This window comes from Chelatococcus caeni (assembly GCF_014196925.1).
GTDB classification, from domain to species: Bacteria; Pseudomonadota; Alphaproteobacteria; order Rhizobiales; family Beijerinckiaceae; genus Chelatococcus_A; species Chelatococcus_A caeni.
The window spans coordinates 1,765,327-1,788,298 of record NZ_JACIEN010000001.1 but is presented as its reverse complement, the minus strand read 5'-3'; the positions used below and the strand labels follow the sequence as shown (position 1 = coordinate 1,788,298).

The window sequence follows — 22,972 nt, the reverse complement described above, 5'->3', positions numbered from 1 at the left end:
TGAGCCACGCCGGTCCTTCGGCCGCCTGCAAGGTTTGAAATGAACGATCAATCTGAGATCGACGCCCCGGCACCGCGTGTGAGCATCGTCGTGCCGGTCAAGAACGAGGCCGGCAACATCGCGCCGCTTGTGGCCGAGATCGAGCGCGCCTGCGCCGGGCTGGCCCCTTTCGAGGTGGTCTACGTCGACGACGGGTCGAGCGACGGCACGGGCGCGGAGCTGGCGCGGCTCGCGGCCGAGCGGCCGTGGCTGAGGCGGTTGCGGCGCGAGCGCTCGGCCGGGCAGAGCGCCGCCGTCCGGGCGGGCGCGCGCGTGGCGCGGGCGCCGATCATCGTGACCATCGACGGCGACGGCCAGAACGACCCCGCCTTCATCCCCGAGCTCGTCGCCGCGCTCGAAGCGGGCGGGCCGGGCGTCGGGCTGGCGGCCGGCCAGCGTCTCGGGCGCAAGGACACGGGCTTCAAGCGCGTGCAGTCGCGCATCGCCAACAAGGTGCGCAGGGCCGTGCTCGGCGACGGCACCCGCGATACCGGCTGCGGCCTCAAGGCGGTGCGGCGGGACGTCTTCCTGAGCCTGCCCTATTTCGACGCCATCCATCGCTTCATGCCGGCCCTCGTCAAGCGCGAGGGCTATGACGTGGTGCTCGTCGACGTGGTCGACCGGCCGCGCCTGACCGGGCAGTCCAACTACGGGCTGTTCGACCGCCTGTGGGTCGGCATCCTCGATCTCTGCGGCGTGTGGTGGCTCATCCGCCGCTGCCGGCGGGCGGCGCCCGCCGAGGAGTTGAAGTAATGCTCATCATGTCGTTGTCGCGCGAGATCGGCGGCTACCTCTACGAGGTCTTCATCGCCAACTTCGACGTCTGGCTGGCGCTCGGCCTCATCGGCCAGCTGCTCTTCGCCATGCGCTTCGTCGTGCAGTGGGTGGCGAGCGAGCGCGAGCAGCGCAGCGTCATCCCGGTCGCCTTCTGGTTCTTCTCCATCGGCGGCGGGCTCATCACGCTCGTCTACGGGCTCTACAAGCGCGAGCCGGTGATCATCCTCGGCCAGGCATTCAGCATCTTCATCTACCTGCGCAACCTCGTCTTCATCACCCGCGAGCGGCGCGCCGCGCGCTCGGCCGCCAAGGGCTGAAGGCGCCGCGCTGGTTGTCGGGCGGGAAACGCAAGCGGGAGCAACGCGTTATGCCGCGTTGCTCGGAAAGTGAATCCGCTCAGCCGGCAGCTTTCAGCCGCGCGAAGCCGGCATCGAGATCGGCCTTCAGGTCGTCGAGGTCCTCGAGGCCGACCTGCAGGCGCAGGCACGGCCCGCCGGGATTCCAGGCGCTCGCGGTGCGATAGCTGCGGCAGTCGAAGGGGATGATCAGGCTCTCGAAGCCGCCCCATGAAAAGCCCATGCCGAAGAGTTCGAGCCCGTCGAGCAGCGCGGCGACCGCCTTCTGCGACGCCGGATGAAGGACGATGGAGAACACGCCGGTCGAGCCGAGGAAGTCGCGCTTCCAGGTCTCATGGCCGGGGCAGGAGGGGAGCGCCGGATGCAGCACCTGCTTCACCTCCGGGCGCGCCTCGAGCCAGGCCGCGAGGTCGAGCGCCTGCTTCTCGGCTTCCTTGAGGCGCAACTGCATGGTGCGCATGCCGCGCAGGGCGAGGAACGTGTCTTCCGGGCCGGCGCAGGCGCCGAAGGCGTCGAAGGTGGCGCGCAGGGCCGGCCAGCAGCGCTCGTTGGCGGAGACGAGGCCGATGAGCAGGTCGGAATGGCCGCCGAGATATTTGGTGCCGGCCTCGATGGCGATGTCGGCCCCGCGCTCGTGCGGCGGATAGAACAGCGGGGTCGCCCAGGTGTTGTCGAGCAGCACGAGGGCGCCGCGCTGATGGGCCACCTCGGCGATGGCCGGCACGTCCTGCACCTCGAAGGTCTGCGAGCCCGGCGTCTCGGTGAAGACGACCGACGTGTTGTCCCTCATCAGCGCGGCGATGCCGGCGCCGACGAGCGGGTCGAAATAGTCGACCGCGACGCCCATGCGCTTCAGCACCGTGTCGCAGAAATGGCGCGTCGGCTGGTAGACGCTGTCGGTCATGAGCACGTGGTCGCCCGCCTTGACTGAGGCGAGTAGCGCGATCGTGACCGCCGCGAGGCCGGAGGGGACGACGACCGTGCCGGCGGCGCCGGTCAGGTCCGTCCAGGCGCTTTCGAGGGCCGAGATCGTCGGCGTGCCCTTGGTGCCATAGGTATAGCGGGCCTTGCGATGGACCAGCGCATCCATCGTCGGATAGAGCACCGTCGAGCCGCGGTAGACCGGCGTGTTGATGAAGCCGAACTGCTCGTCCGGGTTGCGCCCGGCGGTGACGAGGCGCGTGCGGATGCCGCGCGGTCTATCGGTGCTGGAAGACATGCCTGTGGAAAACCCTGGGGGTCGTGAGCGTGGATGTCCCGATGTTTGGACTGGCGTTCCCGCTGCCGTCAAGCCGTGCCGCTGCGACGGAGCCACGTGTTTTGCGGGGAGAGCGGCGGGCGACCGTCGTTCTGCCCCTTTTGCGCCATGAGTTTGTCACGGTTGTGCTTGACCGGCTCAACAAAGTCGAATGTGATGCATAACAGTCCGTGATGCATGGAGCCTGCGCCGGTGATGCCGTTCCCCGCATGGCCGGGTATGGTGACCGGTCGCGAAGGGCCAGCCCGGAGCGACGGAAGTCCGATGCACTGGCCTTCCCCGGCTCCGACGGACCTTCAGAGTGGGAGATTCAATCAATGAAACGTATGATCGCTTCGGTCGTAGTCGGGCTGGCGGCCGGCTTCGCGGCAACGGCTGCCTCGGCTGCGACGCTCGACCAGATCAAGCAGAAGGGCTTCATCCAGTGCGGCGCCAACACCGGCCTTGCCGGCTTCGGCGTGCCGGACGACAAGGGCAACTGGACCGGCCTCGACGTCGACCTCTGCCGCGCGCTGGCCGCGGCCGTCTTCGACGATCCGAACAAGGTCAAGTTCATCCCGCTGTCCGCGAAGGACCGCTTCACGGCCCTTCAGTCGGGCGAGGCGGACGTCCTCATCCGCAACACCACCTGGACGATGTCGCGCGACACCTCGCTCGGCCTCAACTTCACCGGCGTCAACTACTACGACGGCCAGGGCTTCATGGTCCGCAAGAGCCTCGGCATCTCCTCGGCGCTCGAGCTCGACGGCGCCTCGGTGTGCACGCAGCAGGGCACGACGACGGAGCTCAACCTCGCGGACTATTTCCGCGCCAACAACATGAAGTACGAGGTGGTGGCCTTCGCGACGTCGGACGAGACGGTCAAGGCTTATGATTCGGGCCGCTGCGACGCCTTCACTACCGACGCCTCGGGCCTCTATGCCGAGCGCCTGAAGCTCACGAACCCCGACGATCACATCGTTCTGCCCGAGATCATCTCCAAGGAGCCGCTCGGCCCGTCCGTGCGCCATGGCGACGACCAGTGGTTCGATATCGTGAAGTGGGTTCACAACGCCATGCTGAACGCCGAGGAGCTCGGCGTCACCAAGGCCAACGTCGACGAGCAGCTGAAGTCGGACAACCCCGAGGTCAAGCGCCTGCTCGGCACCGAGGGCAAGTTCGGCGAGGCGATCGGCCTCACCAACGACTGGGCCTATCGCGTCGTCAAGCACGTGGGCAACTACGGGGAGATCTTCGAGAAGAACGTGGGCGAGGGATCGCTCCTGAAGATCAAGCGCGGCCTCAACGCGCTGTGGACCAAGGGCGGCCTGCAGTACGCGCCGCCGATCCGCTGAGATGAGCGGCGCCCCGGGCCGGGGAGGACGGCCCGGGGCGCCGGTGACGGTCACAAGCAAGCAACCGCCTGTAAACAGGTGAAGGAATCCGGCTGGCGGTGCTATAATAAAAAACGTCCAAGGTGGGCCGTCAGACGCCTGCCGTTACAAGGGGAATGAAAATGAAAAAAGAACGGAAGATGACGGGAGTGGGGTGCTTCGGCTGTTAGCCTGACCGACAAGCGAACGCTGGCCGACATCTTTCATGCCGGCCGGAATGAAGTTGCCAAAACGGGAGCGTTCCGCGCGTTCCCGTGTCGGGAGGCATGTCAGTGACCGACATTACCCAGAGCACAAGTCCGCGCACGAGCGTAATCAACGATCCTCGGGTGCGCGGCGTCGCCTATCAAGTAATCCTCGTCGTCGTTCTCGCCTTCCTCGTCTACGAAGCGACGACCAACGCCATCGAGAACCTGCGCCGGGCGAGGATCGCCTCGGGCTTCGACTTCCTCTCGACCACCGCGGGTTTCGACGTCAACCAGACGCTCATTCCCTTCAGCAGCTCGGGCGGCTCGACCTATGGCGACGCCTTCATCGTCGGCCTGCTCAACACGCTGCTGGTCGCCGCCATCGGCATCGTGCTCGCGACGATCCTCGGCTTCATCGTCGGCGTCGCGCGCCTGTCGTCGAACTGGATGGTCGCGAAGCTCGCCAAGGTCTATGTCGAGGCGATCCGCAACGTGCCGCTGCTGCTGCAGCTGTTCATCTGGTACAACGCGGTCCTCAAGGCGCTGCCCAATCCGCGCCAGTCGTACGAGGTGGGCGGCGGCGTCTTCCTCAACAACCGCGGCCTCTTCGCGCCCCAGCCGCTGCTCGAGCCGGGGGCGGGCCTCGTCATCGGCGCCGTCGTCGTCGGCCTCATCGGCTCCTTCGTCTTTCGCGCGTGGGCACGGCGCCGGCAGGAGGCGACGGGGCAGCAGGCGCCCATCGGCACCGTGGCGCTGGCGCTCATCGTCGGCCTGCCGCTGCTGGTGTTCCTCCTGACGGGACGGCCGATCGCCTTCAGCTATCCCGAGCTGCGCGGCTTCAATTTCGCGGGCGGGGTGCAGATCTTCCCCGAATTCGTGGCGCTGCTCGTCGGCCTGTCGACCTATACGGCGGCCTTCATCGCCGAGATCGTGCGCGCCGGCATCCTTGCCGTCTCGCGCGGGCAGACCGAGGCGGCGCACGCGCTCGGCCTGCGCGAGGGGCCGACGCTGAGGCTCGTCATCATCCCGCAGGCGATGCGCGTCATCGTCCCACCGCTGACGAGCCAGTACCTCAACCTCACCAAGAACTCGTCGCTGGCGGTGGCCATCGGCTATCCCGATCTTGCGCAGGTCTTCATGGGCACCGTGCTCAACCAGACGGGGCAGGCTGTCGAGGTGATCGCGATCACCATGGCGGTCTATCTCGCCATCAGCCTCATCACCTCGCTGGTGATGAACCTCTACAACCGCCGCGCGGCGATCGTCGAGCGATGAGGAGGTGACGATGGCCATCACGACCGAACCCGTCGCCTACGTCCGTGGCACTCCCATCGCCGAACAGCCGCCGCCGCTGCTGGCGCGCGGCTGGGTCGCCTGGGTGCGCGAGAACCTGTTCTCGTCCGTCGGCAACACCATCCTGACGCTGATCGCGCTCTACATCATCTACCTCGTCGTGCCGCCGGCGATCCGCTTCTTCTTCCTCGATGCGGTGTGGACCGGCAGCGACCGCGAGGCCTGCCTTGCGGCCAACGTCGGCCGCGAGGTGGGGGCCTGCTGGGCCTACGTGGACGCCAAGTTCAGCTATTTCGTCTACGGCTCCTATCCGTGGGACGAGCGCTGGCGCGTCGACATCGTCTTCGTGCTCGGCGCCATCGGCATCGCCTGGCTCCTGTGGCTCGACGCGCCGAAGCGCAACCTCGGGGCGCTCTACTTCTTCGTCATCTTCCCCGTCGTCGCCTTCATCCTGCTGCGCGGCTGGACGGCGGTCGGCCTCGAGCGGGTCGACACCTCGCTGTGGGGCGGCATCCTCGTGACGCTCGTCGTCTCCATCGTCGGCATCGTCGTGTCGCTGCCGCTCGGCGTGCTGCTCGCCCTCGGCCGGCGCTCGCGCCTGCCGCTCGTCAGGCTCGCCAGCGTCATCTTCATCGAGGTCGTGCGCGGCGTGCCGCTGATCACCGTGCTGTTCATGGCCAACACGATGCTGCCGCTGTTCCTGCCGGGCAACATGTCGCCCGACAGGCTGCTGCGGCCGCTGGTGGGCGTCGCGCTCTTCGCCTCCGCCTACATGGCCGAGGTGGTGCGCGGCGGGCTGCAGGCGATCCCCAAGGGCCAGTACGAGGGGGCGATGTCGCTCGGGCTCGGCTACTGGCGGATGATGCGCCTCATCATCCTGCCGCAGGCGCTGCGCATCGTCATTCCCGGCATCGTCAACACCTTCATCGGCCTGTTCAAGGACACGACGCTGGTGTCGATCGTCGGCATCTTCGACCTCATCAAGACCGTCGAGGTGACGCTGGTCGACCCGACCTGGGCCACGCCCGTGACACGGCTCACCGGCTACGCCTTCGCGGGGCTTTTCTATTTCATCTGCTGCTACGGCATGTCGCGCTATTCACTGGCGGTGGAACGCCGGCTCGCGGCTGGACAAAAGAGGTAAGAAACGATGGCAATGGCAACCGCAACGGACCGTCCGGCCCAGCTCAAGCCCGTTTCGCTGAAGACCGAGACCGCGGTCGAGATGCTCGGCGTGCACAAGTGGTACGGGGAATTTCACGTGCTGCGCGACATCAATCTCAAGGTGACGCGCGGCGAGCGCATCGTCGTGTGCGGTCCGTCGGGATCGGGCAAGTCGACCATGATCCGCTGCATCAACCGGCTGGAGGAGCACCAGCAGGGCAAGATCATCGTCGACGGGGTGGAACTGACCAACGACCTGAAGCGCATCGACGAGATCCGCCGCGACGTCGGCATGGTGTTCCAGCACTTCAACCTGTTCCCGCATCTCACCATCCTCGAGAACTGCACGCTGGCGCCTATCTGGGTGCGCAAGATGCCGAAGAAGGACGCGGAAGAGGTCGCGATGCACTATCTCAAGCGCGTCAAGATCCCCGAGCAGGCCAATAAGTACCCGGGCCAGCTGTCGGGCGGGCAGCAGCAGCGCGTCGCCATCGCGCGCTCGCTGTGCATGAGCCCGAAGATCATGCTCTTCGACGAGCCGACCTCGGCGCTCGACCCGGAGATGGTCAAGGAAGTGCTCGACACCATGGTCACGCTCGCCGAGGAGGGCATGACCATGATCGTCGTCACGCACGAGATGGGCTTCGCCCGGCAGGTGGCGAACCGCGTCATCTTCATGGATGCGGGCCAGATCGTCGAGATGAACACCCCCGACGATTTCTTCAAGAACCCGCAGCACGAGCGCACCAAGCTTTTCCTGAGCCAGATCCTGCACTGAGGCGGGCCGCGGGGCCCGCCGTCTGGCACGCGTCCCGGGCTGCCGGCTGCGAGAGCGCAGGGACCTGCGGAGCAGCATGCAACGTTTCCCGCGTCATGGCCGGGTTTATCCCGGCCATCCACGCCTTTGACCTTGCAGGACTTTCGAGGCGTGGATGCCCCGTGACGAGCGGGCATGACGGCGGCCGGCGTCACGCATGTCGCGTCGCGTGGTCATTGACAGTTCGGCAGCGTGTGAAAACCATCGGGCGGGCCGGGCGGTCCGCCCGATGGCCGTTTGGGGGGAAGAGCATGTTGCGCCTCGTGCTGCTGATCGCTGCCGCGCTTGCGGTTGCCTTTGCGATTTCCTTCGTTCTCGGGCGCAGGGGCGTCTTCGTCGCCGCGGCGGCCTTCGTGGTCGGCGCGGCGAGCGGCATTCTCTCGACCATCGTTACGGCCTGCAACCAGTGCTGGACGGAGGCGCTGAGCGTCGGCGCCTTCGTGTCCATGCCCTTCTTCGTGGTCGGCTGGTTCGCGCTGGCGCAGGCGGAGGTCGAGCGCCGGCACAGGCGGCTGCTCCTCGGCCTCGGCGCGCTGATGCTGGTGCAGGTCATCTGGGCGGCGCGCATGACGGTGCTCGCCACCTTCCAGGGCGTCTGCCCCTGCGGTGCGCAGCTGTGGTGGCTGCGCACCAGCGAGATCGCCTCCGTCGGTTTCGACAGGCTGGCGGGGCCCTGGTTCATGCTCGAGGCGGTGATGACGCTCGCGGTGCTGTTCAGCGCCGGCCGCCGGCTCGTCGAGGACGCGCCGGCGCGGTGAGCCTCCCGAGCCTCAGGGGCTCTGGTCCTCGGCCGGTTGTCGGTCGAGGATCTCGACGGAATGGCCCTTCAGCTCGACGTCGATCACCCGGCGGGTGAACTTTGCGAGGATGGCGAGCCCGCCGGCGGCGAGCAGGGCCGTCAGCGCCAGGGTGACGACGTCGCCGAGCTCCATGAGGCCGCCGATGGCCCAGCCGGTGGCGACGGCGACGCCGAGGATCTCGGTGCCGACGAGAATGACCGCGCTCACGGCGGTCGCGCGGGCGACGCCCTTCCTGGAAAATTGGACGGACATCGCTCACCTCCGCGGCGACTGGAGAGGGGCGGCGGGGTGAAGGGCGCGCGCAGCTGCGCGCAAGCGGCCGGCAGCGGCCGCAGGATCGGTCGAAGAATACATGGACGTGACCTCGTCAGCCGCCCGACGGGCGGCGAGGCAAGCTCCAGCCGGCATGGCCGACTGCGTGAAACCGGCGCGGCGGACCGCGCCGCCGGTTCACGCCGCGGGCGGGCCTGTCTGCGGACGGGCGCAGGGGGCGTGGGAGCGCGCCGGCCAGGCGGCCGGCCGGTCGAACGTGCACCGCGGAGCGGCTTCGGGCGCGGCCGCTGCGGCCGCACGGGGCGTCAGCGGTGCCGGCGGATCGGAGGGACCGGCGAACGGCTGGCTGCTTCCGCCGCGCGGGGCAAGGACATCGTGGAGCGTGGCTGGCGAGAGGTCGCCGGTGGCGACGGCCCGCGCCGCGACCACGATGTCGGGGGACGGCGGCACGAGCGGCCGCCCGCCCTGCAGGGCAAGGAAGAGGATGCCTGCGAGGAGCGCCAGCAATGTCAGCGGTGCGTGGGAGCGCTCCGTCACCGTTCGTTCGACCCTTCTCCTGCCGTGTGCGGCTCCGCTATAGCGCGTGACGCCGCAGGCCGCAAAGTGGACAGCCGCGGCGGGGGCTTCGCGCCGCAGGCTAAATCGATATAAGGGGCGGCAGCATGGTTGAGATGGGCGCGCCGCGCCCGAAAAGCGAGGGGCTGTGATGGAACAGACTTGGCGGTGGTTCGGCCCGCAGGATCCTGTGACCCTGGCCGATGTGCGCCAGACGGGCGCCACGGGCATCGTCAGCGCGTTGCACCAGATCACCAGCGGCGAGGCCTGGACCGTCGAGGCGGTCACCGAGCGGCGCGCCCTGATCGAGAAGGCGGGCCTCACCTGGTCCGTCGTCGAGAGCATCCCGGTCCACGACGACATCAAGACGCGCTCCGGCAACTTCCGGCGCTACATCGACAACTGGATCGCGTCGCTGCGCGCCTGCGCCGCCGGCGGCGTCACCACCATCTGCTACAACTTCATGCCCGTGGTGGACTGGACGCGCACCAACCTGATGTGGCAGGTCGCCGACGGCAGCTATGCCCTGCGCTTCGACATGGTGGATTTCGCCGCCTACGACGTTTTCATCCTGGAGCGCCGGGGCGCCGAGGCGAGCTATCCCGAGGCCATCCTCTCGGCGGCCCGCGCGCGCCTCGCCGCCATGAGCGAGGCCGATAGGGACGCGCTCGAGCGCAACATCATCGCCGGCCTGCCGGGCTCGGACTTCACCCATGACCGCGCGGGCATGCGCAAGCTGCTTTCCGCCTATGACGGCATCGGCCCGGCCGAGCTGCGCGCCAATCTCGTCGCCTTCCTGCAGGAGGTGGCGCCGGTGGCGGAGGAGGTGGGCGCGCGCCTGTGCATCCATCCGGACGATCCGCCGTTCTCGCTCTTCGGCCTGCCGCGCGTCGTCTCCACGGCCGAGGACGCCCGCGCCGTCCTGGCCGCGGCGGACACGCCGGCGAACGGGCTCACCTTCTGCGTCGGCTCCTACGGCGCGCGGGCGGACAACGACCTCGTCGCCATGGTGCGCGAGTTCGGCCCGCGCATCCATTTCGCCCACCTGCGCAATGTGAAACGCGAGGACGACGGCTCCTTCTTCGAGGACGACCATCTCGCCGGCTCGTCCGACATGATCGGCGTCATCGGGGCGCTCCTGGACGAGGAGGCGCGCCGGCGCGGCGAGGGGCGGGCGGATGCCGCCATCCCGATGCGACCGGACCACGGCCACCTCATGCTCGACGACGTCGGCAAGAAGACCAACCCCGGCTATTCCTGCATCGGCCGCCTGCGCGGCCTCGCCGAGCTGCGCGGCGTGATGATGGCGCTGGAGCGGGTGCAGGGCAGGGCGTAAGGGCGCGCCGGCCATCCCCGGGGGCATGGCCGCGCTCGTCCATGGCCGTCGTTTGGCAAGACGAAGCCACGGAGTGCAACGCCCCAGTCGTCATGCCCCGCGCCTGATCGGCCGCCTGCGCGACAGGCCGCGCAGTGCCAGTCCCCCGCCGTCATGCCCGCGCTCGTCGCGGGCATCCACGCGGCGACGCTGGCACGAGCGCAAAAGGCGTGGATGGCCGGGACAAGCCCGGCCATGACTGGAGGAGAGGGTGTGCGCGACGCCCGCACGGCTTTAGCGGCCTGCGAGCCTGATGCGCGGCGACGTGGGCCCAAAAGACGAACCCCGCTGTTCCTCCATCGGCCGCCTGCGCGGCCTCGCCGCGATGCGCAGTGCCAGTCCCCCGCCGTCATGCCCGCGCTCGTCGCGGGCATCCACGCGGCGACGCTGGCACGAGCGCAAAAGGCGTGGATGGCCGGGACAAGCCCGGCCATGACTGGAGGAGAGGGTGTGCGCGACGCCCGCACGGCTTTAGCGGCCTGCGAGCCTGATGCGCGGCGACGTGGGCCCAAAAGACGAACCCCGCTATTCCTGCATCGGCCGCCTGCGCGGCCTCGCCGCGCTGCGCAGCGCAAGTCCCCCGCCGTCATGCCCGCGCTCGTCGCGGGCATCCACGCGGCGATGCTGGCACGAGGGCAAGAGGCGTGGATGGCCGGGACAAGCCCGGCCATGACGGGAGGAGGCGTCGCTCGCGTCCGCGGGCTTCAGCGGCCTGCACGCGTTGCGGCGCGCGCGGCAGGCTTCGGCAGTGCGGGAGACTTCGGCGGTGCGGGGAGACTTCGGCGGTGCGGGGAGACTTCGGCCGCGATGGCTATCCGTATGCCGTCACCGCGCCATCCAGCCGCCGTCGACCGGCAGCACCGTGCCGGTGACGTAGCCGCTCGCCGGGGCGGCGAAGAAGAGGACGGCGGTGGCGAGGTCCTGCGGCGCGCCCCAGCGGCCGGCGGGGATGCGGTCCATGAGCTGGCGCGTGCGCTCGGGGTCCGCCCTGAGGGCCGCCGTGTTGTCCGTCTCCATGTAGCCCGGGGCGATGGCGTTGACGGTGATGCCCTTCGGCGCCAGCTCGTTCGCCATGAGCTTGGTGAGGCCGGCGACGCCGTGCTTCGCGGCCGTGTAGGCCGGCACGCGGATGCCGCCCTGGAAGGAGAGGAGCGAAGCGACGTTGACGATGCGGCCCGGCCGGCCGCTCGCCACCATGTGCCGCCCGACCGCCTGCGAGAGCTGGAAGAGGCTCTTGAGGTTCACGGTCATCACCGCGTCCCAGTCCTCCTCCGTATAGTCGAGCACGTCCTCCCTGCGGATGATGCCGGCGTTGTTGACGAGAATGTCGATGCCGCCGGCTCTTGCGACGACGTCGGCGACGAGGGCGTGGAAATCCTGCGGCTTCTCGAGGTCGCAGACGACCTCGTGGAAGCTGCGGCCCTGGGCGGCGACGGCATCGGCCGTCTCGGGCATCGGCCGCGAGCCGAGGCCGACGACGTCGGCCCCGGCGCTGGCGAGCGCCTCGGCCAGCGCCTTGCCGAGGCCCGTGCGCGCGCCGGTGACGAGGGCGACCTTGCCGGAGAGGTCGAAGAGGCTGGCGAAAGCCGGCGCAGGGCTGGTCGTGGTCGTCATGGGCCGGCTCCTCAGCGAAGGTCCTGCATGGCGATCATGTCCATGTCGGTGAAGGTCTGGTTGTCGCCGGCCATGCTCCAGATGAAGGCATAGCTCGTGGTGCCGGCGCCGCAGTGGATCGACCAGGGCGGGGAGACGATGGCCTGTTCGTTGCGCACGACGAGATGGCGCGTCGCCTCGGGCCGGCCCATCAGGTGTACCGTGAAGGCGTTCTCCGGCAGTTCGAAATAGAGATAGGCCTCCATGCGCCGGTCGTGGGTATGGGCCGGCATCGTGTTCCAGACGCTGCCGCTCTCGAGGCGGGTGAGGCCCATGACGAGTTGACAGGTCGGCAGCACGTCCGGGTGCAGGTACTGGAAAATGGTGCGCTTGTTGGCGGTCTCCTGGCTGCCGAGCGGGACGGCCTTCGCCGCCTCCTTGGTGATGTGCCGGGCGGGATGGCGCGCGTGGGCCGGGGCCGTGTTGATGTAGAACTTGGCCGGATTGGCGGGATCGACGCTGGCGAAGGTCACGTCGGCCGTGCCGGAGCCGAGATAGAGCGCGTCCTGGAAGCTGAGATCGAAGGTCGTGCCGTCGGCGGTCACGCGGCCGGGGCCGCCGATGTTGATGAGGCCGAGCTCGCGGCGGGCGAGATGATGCTCGCTGCCGACGAGCTGCGCATGGGCCTCGGTGAAGGCGAGGGGCTCGCCGAGCGGCACGGCGCCGGCGAGCATCAGCCGGTCGTAGTGGGTGTAGGTGACGTTGAGCGCGCCGGGCACGAGCAGGCCGGGCACGAGGAAGTTCTCGCGCAGCGCTTCCGTGTCGAAGGTCTCCGCCTCGCGCCAGTGGATGGCGTGGCGGGTCTCGATGGACGTAGGGGTTCCTTGGGCGGGCATGGATTCGGCCTCGTGGTTGTGGATGGACGGTGCCGCCGGCCGCTCACTCGAAGAGGTGAGGGTGGTCGGCCTCCACGCGCGGCAGGGCGCGCAGGATCTCGTTGAGGTGATGGCGCATGGCCTTCTCGGCGGCATCGGCATCGCGCGCGTCGATGGCGGCCATGATGCCGCGGTGCTGGGCGACGAGCGGGCGCATTGCCTCGATGCCCGGCAGCGTGAGGTAGCAGACCCGGTCCATGTGGGCCTTCAGGTCCTCGATCGCCTGCCAGGCGAGCATGCAGCCGGTGCCCTCGACGAGGGCGAGATGGAACAGCTCGTCCGCACGCTGGAAGGACGTGTGGTCGCCGCGCTCGGCCGCCTTCTCCTGCAGGTCGAGCAGGTCGTCGATGCGCCGGCGGCTTTCGAAGGAGAAGCCTTCGCAGGCGCGGCGGACGACGGCCGCCTCCACCGCCTCGCGCACGAAGCGCGCCTCCATCATCTGGCGCGCGGAGAGCAGGGCGACGATCGTCCCGCGCTGCGGCAGCGTCGCGACGAGGCGCGACTTGGCGAGGGCGATGAGCGCCTCGCGCACGGGCTGGCGCGACACGCCCCAGCGCTGGGCGATCTCCACCTCCGACAGGCGCGTGCCGGGGGCGATGGCGAGCGTGATGATGGCTCGCCGCAGCTCGCGCTCCACGCGCCGCGCTGCCGATTCGAAAGTGGTCTGCGCCTCTGCCAGCACGGGCTTCGCCCCCTATTCAAACGGTTCAAACTATGTTTAAAACGTTTCAAATGGCTGTTGCTCGATATAGCAGAGCATACTACCATACACAAATATACGATTGCGGAGGGAGCCGCGGCGGTCGACATTCACCGCCAGGGACGCAATCTGGAAGGATAAAATGCCGGGCAATACCGGCAGGGGAAGGGGAGGAGACATGCAGGATCTCGGGCGCTCGCCTGCAGCTTCCGCCGAAATCGCGAATCGCTTCGTCGCGGCCCGCCGCGCGGCTGTGGCGCTCGATTCCTTTCCCGGTCCGCTGCCCGCCTCTCTTGATGCGGCCTATGCCGTTCAGGACGAGGCGATCCGCCAATGGGGCGCGCCCGTCGTCGGCTGGAAGGTCGCTATCATCCATCCGGACCTTCGCCCGGCCTACGGCGGCGCGGAGCGGCTCGTCGGCCCGGTCTTCGCCGGCACGCTGGTCGAAGCGCGGGGCGAGACGGTGGCCGCGCCGGTCATCGAGGGCGGCTTTGCGGCCATCGAGGCCGAGTTCGCGGTCCGCCTCGGCGCGGACCTGCCGGCGCGCGAGGCGCCTTACGGCCTCGACGAGGTGACCCGGGCGGTGGACGACCTCCTCCTCGCCGTGGAGGTCGCCAGCAATCCGCTCGCCGCCATCAACGATCTCGGGCCGGCCGCCATCATCAGCGGCTTCGGCAACAATGCCGGCATCATCGTCGGGCCGCAGGTGAAGGGCTGGCGCGACGCGCCGCTCGATGCGCTCGCGACCCGTGTCGTGGTCGACGGTGCGACCGTCGGCGAGGGCAGCGCGGCGAAGGTGCCGGGCGGGCCGCTCGGCGCCCTCGTCTTCGCCGCCAATTGCCTGTCGGCACGAGGCCTGGGCCTCAGGGCCGGCGACATCGTCTCGACCGGGGCGAGCACCGGCATCCATCCGGTGCGCCCCGGCATGGGGGCGATCGTGTCGTGCGGCGCGGCCGGCGACATCCGTCTTTCGGTTACCCGCGCCGTCGGCGAGGGGTGATCCGCGGCCGGCCGGCGCCGGGGGCTTTCCCCGCTGCCACCGCCGCCGCTGCGGCCTGTCGGGTCCGCCAAGAAAACGAGGGCGAAAAGCCCCGGTTCCATTTCCAGGGAGGCATCTTCAATGCTCAGGTTCGGCACTCTCGTCGGCACGGCGCTCGCGGCAGCGGCGCTGGCCATCGCGCCCGCATCGGCGCAGACCGTCCTTCGTTCGGCGGACGTTCACCCCGACGGCTATCCCACCGTCGAGGCCGTGAAATACATGGGCTCCCTGCTCAAGGAGGCCACCAACGGGCGCTATGACATCAAGGTCTTCGTCTCCGAGCAGCTCGGCAGCGAGAAGGACACGATCGAGCAGACGCGCTTCGGCGTGCTCGACCTCAACCGCGTCAACATGGCGCCATTCAACAATCTCATTCCGGAAACGGGCGTGCTCTCGCTGCCGTTCCTCTTCCGCTCGGTCGACCACATGCACAAGGTCGTCGACGGGCCGATCGGCGACGAGATCCTGAAGGCGTTCGAGGCGCACGACCTCGTCGGGCTCGCCTTCTACGATTCCGGCGCACGCAGCCTCTACACGACGAAGAAGCCCGTGCGGGGCCTCGATGACGTGAAGGGGCTCAAGATCCGCGTGCAGCAGTCGGATCTCTTCATCGGCATGGTCAAGGCCATGGGCGGCAACCCGACGCCGATGCCCTACGGCGAGGTCTACTCGGCGCTGCAGACGGGCGTCATCGACGGGGCCGAGAACAACTGGCCGAGCCTCGAGAGCTCCAAGCACTTCGAGGTGGCGAAGTTCTACACGCTCACCGAGCACTCCCTGTCGCCGGAGGTGCTGGTGATGTCGAAGAAGGTGTGGGACAAGCTCTCGCCCGAGGATCAGGCGGCCTTCCGCGACGCGGCGAAGAAGTCCGTCGTCAAGATGCGCGAGCTCTGGCAGGCGCGCGAGAAGAAGTCCGAGGATATCGTGCGGCAGGCCGGCGTTGAGGTGATCACCATCGACAAGGCGCCGTTCGAGGAGGCGATGAAGCCCTTCTACGAATCCTTCGTGAAGGATCCCAAGCTGCAGGCGCTGGTCGAGAAGATCCGCGCGGTGCAGTGACAGCGTGGTTGCGTCACGCCGTCCGGGCCCATGGGCCCGGACGGTCTGGAAGCGCCGGCGCATATCGCCGGCCCCCCCACCGCACACCGTCATGCCCGCGCTCGTCGCGGGCATCCACGCCGTGCCGCTCGCGCAGGGTTGAAGGCGTGGATGGCGACAGCAACGCGTATACGCGTTGCGTCTGCGGGGAGTATCGTCAGTCGGGCAGGCCCGACTGACGATGACACACCGGCCATGATGGCGGAGAGGGGCCTCTCAGGCGCCCGCGCCGTAGCTTGTGACGAACGGCAAGACCGTGGATGGCCGGGACAAGCCCGGCCATGACGAGCGACAAATGTCGTCCCAGGCCTTTTAGAACCGGACCGCCATCGGACCGCCCATGACATCCATCCTGACATCCCTGCATCGCCTGCTGCGCGTCCTGTCGACGGCGGCGCTCTGGCTTTCCGCCGCCGGGCTCGTGGCAATGACCGCCGCCGTCGCCTGGCAGGTCTTCGGCCGCTACGTGCTCAACGACACGCCGAGCTGGACGGAGCCGATCTCGCTCCTCCTGATGAGCTGGTTCATCCTGCTCGGGGCGGCCGTGGGGGTGCGCGAGAATTTTCATCTCGGGCTCGACATCGTGCGCTTCTTCGCCCCTGACCGGGTGGCACGCTTCATGGACGGGGTCAGCCTCGTCGCCATCACGGGCTTCGGCATCGCCATGGCCTGGTTCGGCTGGACGCTGGTCGTCGGCACCTGGTCCGCCACCCTTCCGGTGCTCGGCATCCCGGGCGGCATCGACTACCTGCCGCTCGTCGTCGGCGGCGGGCTCATCGCCCTTTTCGCCGTCGAGCGGCTCGTCGGCATGATCGCCCACCCGCGCGAAGACATCGTGGTCGCCAAGACCGCCGCGGATCTGGAGGCGCACTGATGGAACTCTGGGTCCTCTTCGGCACGTTCTTCGGCCTGCTCGTCCTCGGCACGCCGGTGGCCTTCTGCCTCGGCATCGCCTCGCTGGCGACGGTGCTCTACATGGACATGCCGCCCTTCATCGTCTTCCAGCGGCTCAACTCCGGCATCAACGCCTTTGCGCTGATGGCCATTCCGTTCTTCGTCTATGCCGGCGACCTCATGGTGCGCGGCGGCATCGCCGGCAAGCTGGTGCGCCTCGCGGCCGCCCTCGTCGGCCATCTGCGCGGCGGTCTCGGGCAGGTCAACATCGTCGCCTCCACGCTCTTCGGCGGGGTTTCCGGCTCGGCGGTTGCTGACGCCTCGGCGGTCGGCGGGCTGATGATCCCGCAGATGCGCGAGCGCGGCTATGCCGCCGACTACGGCGTCAACGTCACGGTGACCTCGGCCATCATCGCGCTGATGATCCCGCCTTCGCACAACATGATCATCTATTCGATGTCGGCGGGCGGGCGCATCTCGATCGCCGACCTCTTCACCGCCGGCATCATCCCCGGGCTGCTGCTCGCCATCGTGCTCATGGTGGTGGCCTACATCGTCGCCCGGCAGCGCGGCTATCCGGCCGGCATCTTCCCGGGCTGGCATGCCATGCTGCCGATCCTCGTCGGGGCGGTGCCGGGCATCCTGCTCATCGGCATCATCTTCGGCGGCGTGCGCTCGGGCGTGTTCACGGCGACCGAGAGCTCCTGCATCGCCGTCGTCTATGCCGCGGCGATCACGGTGCTCGTCTATCGCGAGATGGGCTGGCGCGATTTCGTCGAGGCGACGCTGGGCGCCGTGCGCACCACGGCGATGGTGCTGCTCGTCATCGGCAGCGCGGCGTCCTTCGGCTGGCTGCTCGCGCTGCTGCAGGTGCCGACGGCGATGGTGGAGGGCATGCGCGCGCTCTCCGACAATCCCATCGTCATCTTCCTCCTCATCAACCTCCTCCTGCTGGTGCTCGGCTGCTTCATGGACATGTCGCCGCTGATCATCATCACGACGCCGATCTTCCTGCCCGTCGTCACCGCCTTCGGCATGGACCCGGTGCATTTCGGCGTCATCCTGGTGCTCAACCTCGGCATCGGCCTGTGCACGCCGCCGGTCGGCTCCGTGCTCTTCGTCGGCTGCGCTGTCGCCCGCATCGGCATCATGCAGGCCGTGAGGACCATCTGGCCCTTCTACGGCGCGTGCTTCGCCGTGCTGATGCTCGTCACCTACGTGCCGTCGCTGTCGCTGTGGCTGCCGGCGCTCTTCCGGTAGGGATGCGAAAGTTTCCCGAAAACGTGTGCGTACAAACGAAAACCGTCTTGCAGGTGGCCCGGCGTGGTGAAACCATGCCGGGCCCAATCGATCCGAGACGGTCATGTCGATCCGAGACGTCCTTCAAGCCGTTCAAGACCGGCGCGATGAGCTGGCCGCCCTGACGGCCGACCTGATCCGCATCCCGACGGTCAACCCGCCGGGGGAGAATTACCTCGACTGCGCCGAATTCGTCGGCGAGCGGCTACGCCGGCGCGGCTTCGACATCGCCTATGTCCGCGCGGAAGGAACGCCCGGCGACAGCGACCGCTATCCGCGCTGGAACGTCGTCGCGCGCAAGGAGGGCGCCCGGCCGGGGCCCTGCGTCCACTTCAATTCCCATATCGACGTCGTCGAGGCCGGAGCGGGCTGGACGCGTGACCCCTTCGGCGGGCAGATCGAAGACGGCAAGGTCTATGGCCGCGGCGCCTGCGACATGAAGGGGGGGCTCGCCGCCTCCATCATCGCGGCGGAGGCCTTCATCGATCTCATGCCCGGTTTTCCCGGCGCCATCGAGATCTCCGGCACGGCCGACGAGGAATCGGGCGGCTACGGCGGCGTCGCCTATCTTGCGGGCAAGGGCTTCTTCTCGAAGCCGCGCGTCGACCACGTCATCATTCCCGAGCCGCTCAACAAGGACTGCATCTGCCTCGGCCACCGCGGCGTGTGGTGGGCGAAGATCGAGACCAAGGGCCGCATCGCGCACGGCTCCATGCCCTTCCTCGGCGATTGCGCCGTGCGCCATATGGGAGCAGTCCTCAACGCCTTCGAATGCGAGCTTATCCCGGCGCTCGCCGCGCGCCGCACGGCGATGCCCGTGATCCCGCCGGGCGCGCGCAGCTCGACCCTCAACATCAATTCCATCCACGGCGGGCAAGGCGAGGACTATGACGGCCTGCCGTCGCCCTGCGTGCCGGATTCCGCGCGCATGGTCATCGACCGCCGCTTCCTCATGGAAGAGCGGATCGAGGACGTGAAGGCCGAGGTAGTCGGCATCCTCGACCGGCTGGCCGGGGAGCGGAAGGACTTCTCCTACGCCATCGAGGACCTGTTCGAGGTGCAGCCGACGATGACCGATCGCGAGGCGCCCGTGGTGCAGGCTGTCGCAGGCGGCATCCGTGAGGTCATGGGCCGGGAGCCGAGCTACGTCGTCTCGCCCGGCACCTACGACCAGAAGCACGTCGACCGCATCGGCCGGCTGAAGGACTGCATCGCCTACGGCCCCGGCATCCTCGACCTGGCGCACCAGCCGGACGAGTATGTCGGCATCGACGACATGGTCGATTCGGCGAGGGTCATGGCGCGCGCCTTGCATGAGCTTCTGGAAGGCGGCGGCAAGGCGTGAGCGTGTTGTGCACCCGCCGTCATGGCCGCGCTTGTCGCGGGCATCCACGCCCTGCAGCCTGTGCAGAAGGCGTGGATGGCAATGCAGCGCGGATACGCGCTGCGCTTACGGGAAGTGTCGCAAGTCGGGCAAGCCCGACTTGCGAGGACGAGCCCGGCCATGACGAAAGGCGTGCCTGGCATGATATGGACAACAAAAGACCTTGCGACGAAGGAGGGGCCGGAATGTATCGCCGTCTGATGCAGCATCTGGTGAGGGGGACGGCCGCTGCCGCCGTATCGGCCGGCATCCTCCTCGGCACGCCGGCCCTGGCGGCGCGGACCGACGTCATTCTCGGCATCCGGCTCGAGCCGCCGCATCTCGACCCGACCGCGGGCGCCGCGGCGGCGATCGCGGAGATCGTCTACAACAACGTCTTCCAGGGCCTGACGCGCATCGACCGCGACGGGACGGTGAAGCCCTCGCTCGCCGAGCGCTGGGAGGTGTCGGAGGACGGCAAGGTCTACACCTTCCACCTGCGGCAGGGCGTGAAGTTCCACGACGGCACGACCTTCGACGCCGAGGACGTGAAGTTCTCGCTCGACAGGGCGCGCGCGGCCGACAGCGTCAACCCGCAGAAAGGCCTTTTCGAGCCCATCGACACCGTCGAGGTGGTGGACCCACAGACGGTGCGGATCACGCTGAAGCGCCCGAGCGGCAGCCTGCCGTTCAGCCTCGGCTGGGCCGCGGCCGTCATCGTGGCGCCTGAGAGCGCCGCCGACAACAAGACGACGCCTGTCGGCACCGGTCCCTTCAAGCTCGCCGAATGGGTGAAGGGCGACCACGTCACGCTGACGCGCAGCGACGGCTATTGGGGCGAGCCCGTCGCCCTCGAGAAGGCGACCTTCAAGATCATCGGCGACCCGACCGCCTCCTTCGCGGCGCTGATGGCCGGCGATGTCGACGCGTTCCCGATCTTCCCCGCGCCGGAGAACGTGCCGCAGTTCGAGGCCGACCCGCGCTTCACGGTCGTCGTCGGCGACACCGAGGGCAAGACCGTGCTTGCCATGAACAACGGCAAGAAGCCCTTCGACGACATCCGCGTGCGCCGCGCCGTCTCCCACGCCGTCGACCGCAAGGCGTTGGTCGAGGGCGCCATGTACGGCTACGGCAAGCCCATCGGCTCGCATTTCGCGCCGCAGGACAAGGGCTATGTCGATCTCACCGGCAAGTATCCGTTCGATCCCGAGAAGGCGAAGGCGCTCCTGAAGGAGGCGGGGGCGGAGAACCTCTCCGTCCGGCTCGTGCTGCCGCCGCCGGACTATGCCCGCCGCGGCGGCGAGGTGCTGGCGGCGCAACTGCGCAACGTCGGCATCTCGGTCGAGATCGTGCCGATGGAATGGGCGCAGTGGCTGAGCGAGGTTTTCCGCAACAAGAACTTCGACATGACCGTCGTGAGCCACGTGGAGCCGCTCGATCTCGATATCTACGCCCGCGACGACTATTACTTCGGCTACAAGGACCCGGAATACCGCGCGCTCTACGAGCGCTTCGTCGCCTCGACCGACGAGAGCGAGCGGCTCGCGCTCCTCGGCCAGCTGCAGGAGAAGCTGGCGGACGACGCCGTCAACGCCTGGCTGTTCCTCCTGCCCAAGATCGGCATCTGGGACGCGCGGCTCGAGGGCCTGTGGGAGAACACGCCGGTGCCGGCCAACGACCTGACGGAAGCCAAGTGGCGCGAGTAGCAGTGATCTCGGTCGTGTCCGGCTCCCCGCGCGCGGCGTCCCCTTCTCCCTCCCCCCACGAAGTGGTGGGGAGGGTCGGGGTGGGGGGCGGTGCCGCAGGCAGATGTTTCCCGGAATTGTCGACGATTGCGCACGCGTGCCCCCCACCCCTAGCCCCTCCCCGCCGCAAGCGGGGGGAGGGGGATCGCGTTGCTCGCATCGCTGACGTCCGCTCGCGAAGCGAAGCAGTCGGACTGCCGTCGATAGCGACGTTCAGGTGGGGCTGACCTGATGCTCGTCTATCTCGCCAAGCGTCTCGCATCGCTCGCCGCGACGCTCGTCATCGCCTCGGTCGTGATCTTCGCGGTGATGGAGGTGCTGCCCGGCGATCCGGCCGAGATCATGCTCGGCACCAATGCGCGGCCGGATACCCTTGCCGCGCTCAGGGCCGATTTCGGGCTCGATCGGCCAGCGCCGGAGCGCTATGCCGCCTGGGTCGCCGGCTTCGTCCAGGGGGATCTCGGCCGCAGCTATACCTATTCCGTGCCTGTCGGCGAGCTCGTCGCGCAGCGCCTGTGGGTCAGCCTGCCGCTCGCCGCCATCTCGCTGCTTCTCACGGTGCTCATCGCCGTTCCCGTCGGCGCGCTCGCCGCGGCGCGGCGCAACGGGCCCGCCGATGTCGGCATCATGGCGGCGACGCAGGTCGGCATCGCGGTGCCGAACTTCTGGTTCGCCATGCTGCTCGTCTTCGTCTTCGCGGTGAGCCTCCGGCTCCTGCCCGCCGGCGGCTTTCCCGGCTGGGGGGCGGGCCTGTGGCCGGCGGGGCGTTCGCTCATCCTGCCGGCGGTGGCGCTCGCTCTGCCGCAGGCGTCGATCCTCGCCCGCGTGATGCGCTCCTCCCTCATCGACGCGCTCGGCGAGGACTACGTGCGCACCGCCCGTGCCAAGGGCTTGAGCCGGAGCGAGGTGGTGCGCCGGCACGCCCTGCGCAACGCGCTCATCCCCGTGCTCACCATCATGGGCCTGCAGTTCTCGTTCCTGCTCGCCGGCACCATCATCATCGAGAATGTCTTCTTCCTGCCGGGCCTCGGCCGCCTCGTCTTCCAGGCCATCACCCAGCGCGACCTCATCGTGGTCAAGAGCATCGTGATGCTGCTCGTCGCGAGCGTGGTCATCGTCAACTTCCTCGTCGAGGTGGCCTATGCCGCCGTCGATCCGCGCCTGAGGAGGCGGGCATGAGCGCGACCATGGCCGCCGGCCGGCGCAGCCTCGCCGCCCGCGCGCTCGGCCACCCGAGCTTCCTCCTCGGCGCCGCGATCTCGCTCGTCGTTGCCGCGATGGCGCTCCTGTCCTTCGTCTGGACGCCGCACGACCCGACGGTGCTCGACATCGCCCGCAAGCTGCAGCCGCCCTCGGCGACGCACTGGCTCGGCACCGACCAGTACGGCCGCGACGTCCTGTCGATGATCATGCACGGGGCGGTCACGTCGATGGCCGTGTCCTTCGTCGCGGTGGGCATCGGGCTCGGGCTCGGCGTGCCGCTCGGGCTCCTCGCCGCGGCGCGGCGCGGCCTCGTCGGCGAGGCGGTGATGCGGGCGAACGACTTCGTCTTCGCCTTCCCGGCGCTCATCATCGCCATCATGCTGCGCGACATCTTCGGCCCCGGCGCCATCAACGCCATGGTCGCCATCGGCATCTTCAACGTGCCGGTCTTCGCGCGGCTCGCCTATGGCGCGGCGCTGCCCCTGTGGACGCGCGAGTTCGTCATGGCGGCGCGCGTCGCCGGCAAGGGCGGCGGGCTCATCACCCTCGAGCACATCCTGCCCAACATGCTGAGCCTCGTCATCGTGCAGGCCACCATCCAGCTCTCGCTCGGCGTGCTGGCCGAGGCGGCCCTGTCCTATGTCGGGCTCGGCGTGCAGCCGCCGGCGCCGAGCTGGGGGCGCATGCTCAACGAGGCGCAGACGCTGATGGCGCTCGCGCCGCGCCTTGCGCTGGTGCCCGGCCTTGCCATCGTCGTCACGGTGATGGGCCTCAACCTCCTCGGCGACGGGTTGCGCGACCTGCTCGACCCGCGCCTTGCCCGGGAGCGCTGAGC

General features: G+C 68.6%; 22 protein-coding genes. 16 read left to right on the top strand and 6 right to left on the bottom strand.

The window, feature by feature from the left end; all coding sequences use genetic code 11:
* The first annotated feature begins 39 nt into the window (after positions 1-39).
* Positions 40-792 carry a glycosyltransferase family 2 protein gene (locus GGR16_RS08420; RefSeq protein WP_053193992.1) on the top strand — a complete coding sequence of 251 codons (753 nt, stop codon included), beginning with the start codon at positions 40-42 and terminating at the stop codon, positions 790-792.
* The gene (locus tag GGR16_RS08415; protein ID WP_019401434.1) at positions 792-1,133 is read left to right on the top strand and encodes a lipid-A-disaccharide synthase N-terminal domain-containing protein; all 342 of its coding nucleotides are present in this window, start codon (positions 792-794) and stop codon (positions 1,131-1,133) included. The genes GGR16_RS08420 and GGR16_RS08415 overlap by 1 nt, the downstream gene beginning before the upstream one ends.
* Positions 1,134-1,212: 79 nt before the next feature.
* Here the strand turns inward: GGR16_RS08415 and metC are convergent, their stop codons facing one another.
* Entirely contained in the window at positions 1,213-2,391 is a 1,179-nt protein-coding gene (metC, locus tag GGR16_RS08410) for a cystathionine beta-lyase (RefSeq protein ID WP_019401433.1), read from the bottom strand.
* 356 nt (positions 2,392-2,747) lie between these two features.
* On the opposite strand from metC, the gene GGR16_RS08405 reads away from it, so the two are divergent.
* The 5 genes from GGR16_RS08405 (at position 2,748) to GGR16_RS08385 (ending at position 8,023) form a co-directional block, all read left to right on the top strand.
* Positions 2,748-3,764 carry an amino acid ABC transporter substrate-binding protein gene (locus GGR16_RS08405; protein ID WP_026015001.1) on the top strand — a complete coding sequence of 339 codons (1,017 nt, stop codon included), beginning with the start codon at positions 2,748-2,750 and terminating at the stop codon, positions 3,762-3,764.
* Positions 3,765-4,069: 305 nt separating this feature from the next.
* Positions 4,070-5,266, top strand: a complete 1,197-nt coding sequence (locus GGR16_RS08400) for an amino acid ABC transporter permease (RefSeq protein ID WP_040403862.1) — start codon at positions 4,070-4,072, stop codon at positions 5,264-5,266.
* A 10-nt stretch (positions 5,267-5,276) separates the two neighbouring features.
* A complete protein-coding gene (locus GGR16_RS08395) occupies positions 5,277-6,428 on the top strand; it encodes an amino acid ABC transporter permease (RefSeq protein ID WP_019401430.1) in 1,152 nt (383 codons plus the stop codon).
* Between the two features lie 81 nt (positions 6,429-6,509).
* Positions 6,510-7,226: an amino acid ABC transporter ATP-binding protein gene (locus GGR16_RS08390; RefSeq protein WP_198301021.1), complete on the top strand. Its 717-nt coding sequence runs from the start codon at positions 6,510-6,512 to the stop codon at positions 7,224-7,226.
* Between the two features lie 290 nt (positions 7,227-7,516).
* Positions 7,517-8,023, top strand: a complete 507-nt coding sequence (locus tag GGR16_RS08385; protein WP_019401428.1) for a hypothetical protein — start codon at positions 7,517-7,519, stop codon at positions 8,021-8,023.
* Between the two features lie 12 nt (positions 8,024-8,035).
* Here GGR16_RS08385 and GGR16_RS08380 read toward each other — a convergent pair whose 3' ends face one another.
* Both GGR16_RS08380 and GGR16_RS08375 read right to left on the bottom strand, forming a co-directional pair.
* Positions 8,036-8,317, bottom strand: coding sequence for a hypothetical protein (locus GGR16_RS08380; protein WP_019401427.1), 282 nt, complete (start codon positions 8,315-8,317; stop codon positions 8,036-8,038).
* Positions 8,318-8,515: 198 nt separating this feature from the next.
* Positions 8,516-8,875 (bottom strand): hypothetical protein, encoded by a 360-nt coding sequence (locus tag GGR16_RS08375; protein WP_183316235.1) that lies wholly within the window; start codon positions 8,873-8,875, stop codon positions 8,516-8,518.
* A gap of 169 nt (positions 8,876-9,044) precedes the next feature.
* Between GGR16_RS08375 and uxuA the strand changes: the two genes are divergently transcribed.
* Entirely contained in the window at positions 9,045-10,229 is a 1,185-nt protein-coding gene (uxuA, locus tag GGR16_RS08370; protein ID WP_183316234.1) for a mannonate dehydratase, read from the top strand.
* Between the two features lie 864 nt (positions 10,230-11,093).
* Here the strand turns inward: uxuA and kduD are convergent.
* The 3 genes from kduD to GGR16_RS08355 are packed head-to-tail and all read right to left on the bottom strand — an operon-like array spanning position 11,094 to position 13,478.
* Positions 11,094-11,882, bottom strand: coding sequence for a 2-dehydro-3-deoxy-D-gluconate 5-dehydrogenase KduD (gene kduD / locus GGR16_RS08365; RefSeq protein ID WP_183316233.1), 789 nt, complete (start codon positions 11,880-11,882; stop codon positions 11,094-11,096).
* An 11-nt stretch (positions 11,883-11,893) separates the two neighbouring features.
* On the bottom strand, positions 11,894-12,757 hold the full coding sequence (kduI, locus tag GGR16_RS08360) for a 5-dehydro-4-deoxy-D-glucuronate isomerase (protein ID WP_053193986.1): 864 nt from the start codon (positions 12,755-12,757) through the stop codon (positions 11,894-11,896).
* A 43-nt stretch (positions 12,758-12,800) separates the two neighbouring features.
* Positions 12,801-13,478, bottom strand: a complete 678-nt coding sequence (locus GGR16_RS08355) for a GntR family transcriptional regulator (RefSeq protein ID WP_019400235.1) — start codon at positions 13,476-13,478, stop codon at positions 12,801-12,803.
* Positions 13,479-13,674: 196 nt separating this feature from the next.
* On the opposite strand from GGR16_RS08355, the gene GGR16_RS08350 reads away from it, so the two are divergent.
* The 8 genes from GGR16_RS08350 to GGR16_RS08315 all read left to right on the top strand — a co-directional run bounded on the left by GGR16_RS08350 (position 13,675) and on the right by GGR16_RS08315 (position 22,970).
* A complete protein-coding gene (locus GGR16_RS08350) occupies positions 13,675-14,496 on the top strand; it encodes a 2-keto-4-pentenoate hydratase (protein WP_019400234.1) in 822 nt (273 codons plus the stop codon).
* A 120-nt stretch (positions 14,497-14,616) separates the two neighbouring features.
* Positions 14,617-15,594 (top strand): TRAP transporter substrate-binding protein, encoded by a 978-nt coding sequence (locus GGR16_RS08345; protein ID WP_019400233.1) that lies wholly within the window; start codon positions 14,617-14,619, stop codon positions 15,592-15,594.
* Between the two features lie 379 nt (positions 15,595-15,973).
* The gene (locus tag GGR16_RS08340) at positions 15,974-16,507 is read left to right on the top strand and encodes a TRAP transporter small permease (RefSeq protein ID WP_183316232.1); all 534 of its coding nucleotides are present in this window, start codon (positions 15,974-15,976) and stop codon (positions 16,505-16,507) included.
* Positions 16,507-17,787 (top strand): TRAP transporter large permease, encoded by a 1,281-nt coding sequence (locus GGR16_RS08335; protein WP_019400231.1) that lies wholly within the window; start codon positions 16,507-16,509, stop codon positions 17,785-17,787. The genes GGR16_RS08340 and GGR16_RS08335 overlap by 1 nt, the downstream gene beginning before the upstream one ends.
* Before the next feature lie 103 nt (positions 17,788-17,890).
* Positions 17,891-19,171 carry an acetylornithine deacetylase/succinyl-diaminopimelate desuccinylase family protein gene (locus GGR16_RS08330; protein ID WP_183316231.1) on the top strand — a complete coding sequence of 427 codons (1,281 nt, stop codon included), beginning with the start codon at positions 17,891-17,893 and terminating at the stop codon, positions 19,169-19,171.
* A gap of 224 nt (positions 19,172-19,395) precedes the next feature.
* The gene (locus GGR16_RS08325; protein WP_246372858.1) at positions 19,396-20,895 is read left to right on the top strand and encodes an ABC transporter substrate-binding protein; all 1,500 of its coding nucleotides are present in this window, start codon (positions 19,396-19,398) and stop codon (positions 20,893-20,895) included.
* Positions 20,896-21,165: 270 nt separating this feature from the next.
* A complete protein-coding gene (locus GGR16_RS08320) occupies positions 21,166-22,113 on the top strand; it encodes an ABC transporter permease (protein WP_019401765.1) in 948 nt (315 codons plus the stop codon).
* A complete protein-coding gene (locus tag GGR16_RS08315) occupies positions 22,110-22,970 on the top strand; it encodes an ABC transporter permease (RefSeq protein WP_019401764.1) in 861 nt (286 codons plus the stop codon). Before GGR16_RS08320 ends, GGR16_RS08315 begins: the two co-directional genes overlap by 4 nt.
* The last annotated feature ends 2 nt before the right edge of the window (positions 22,971-22,972 follow it).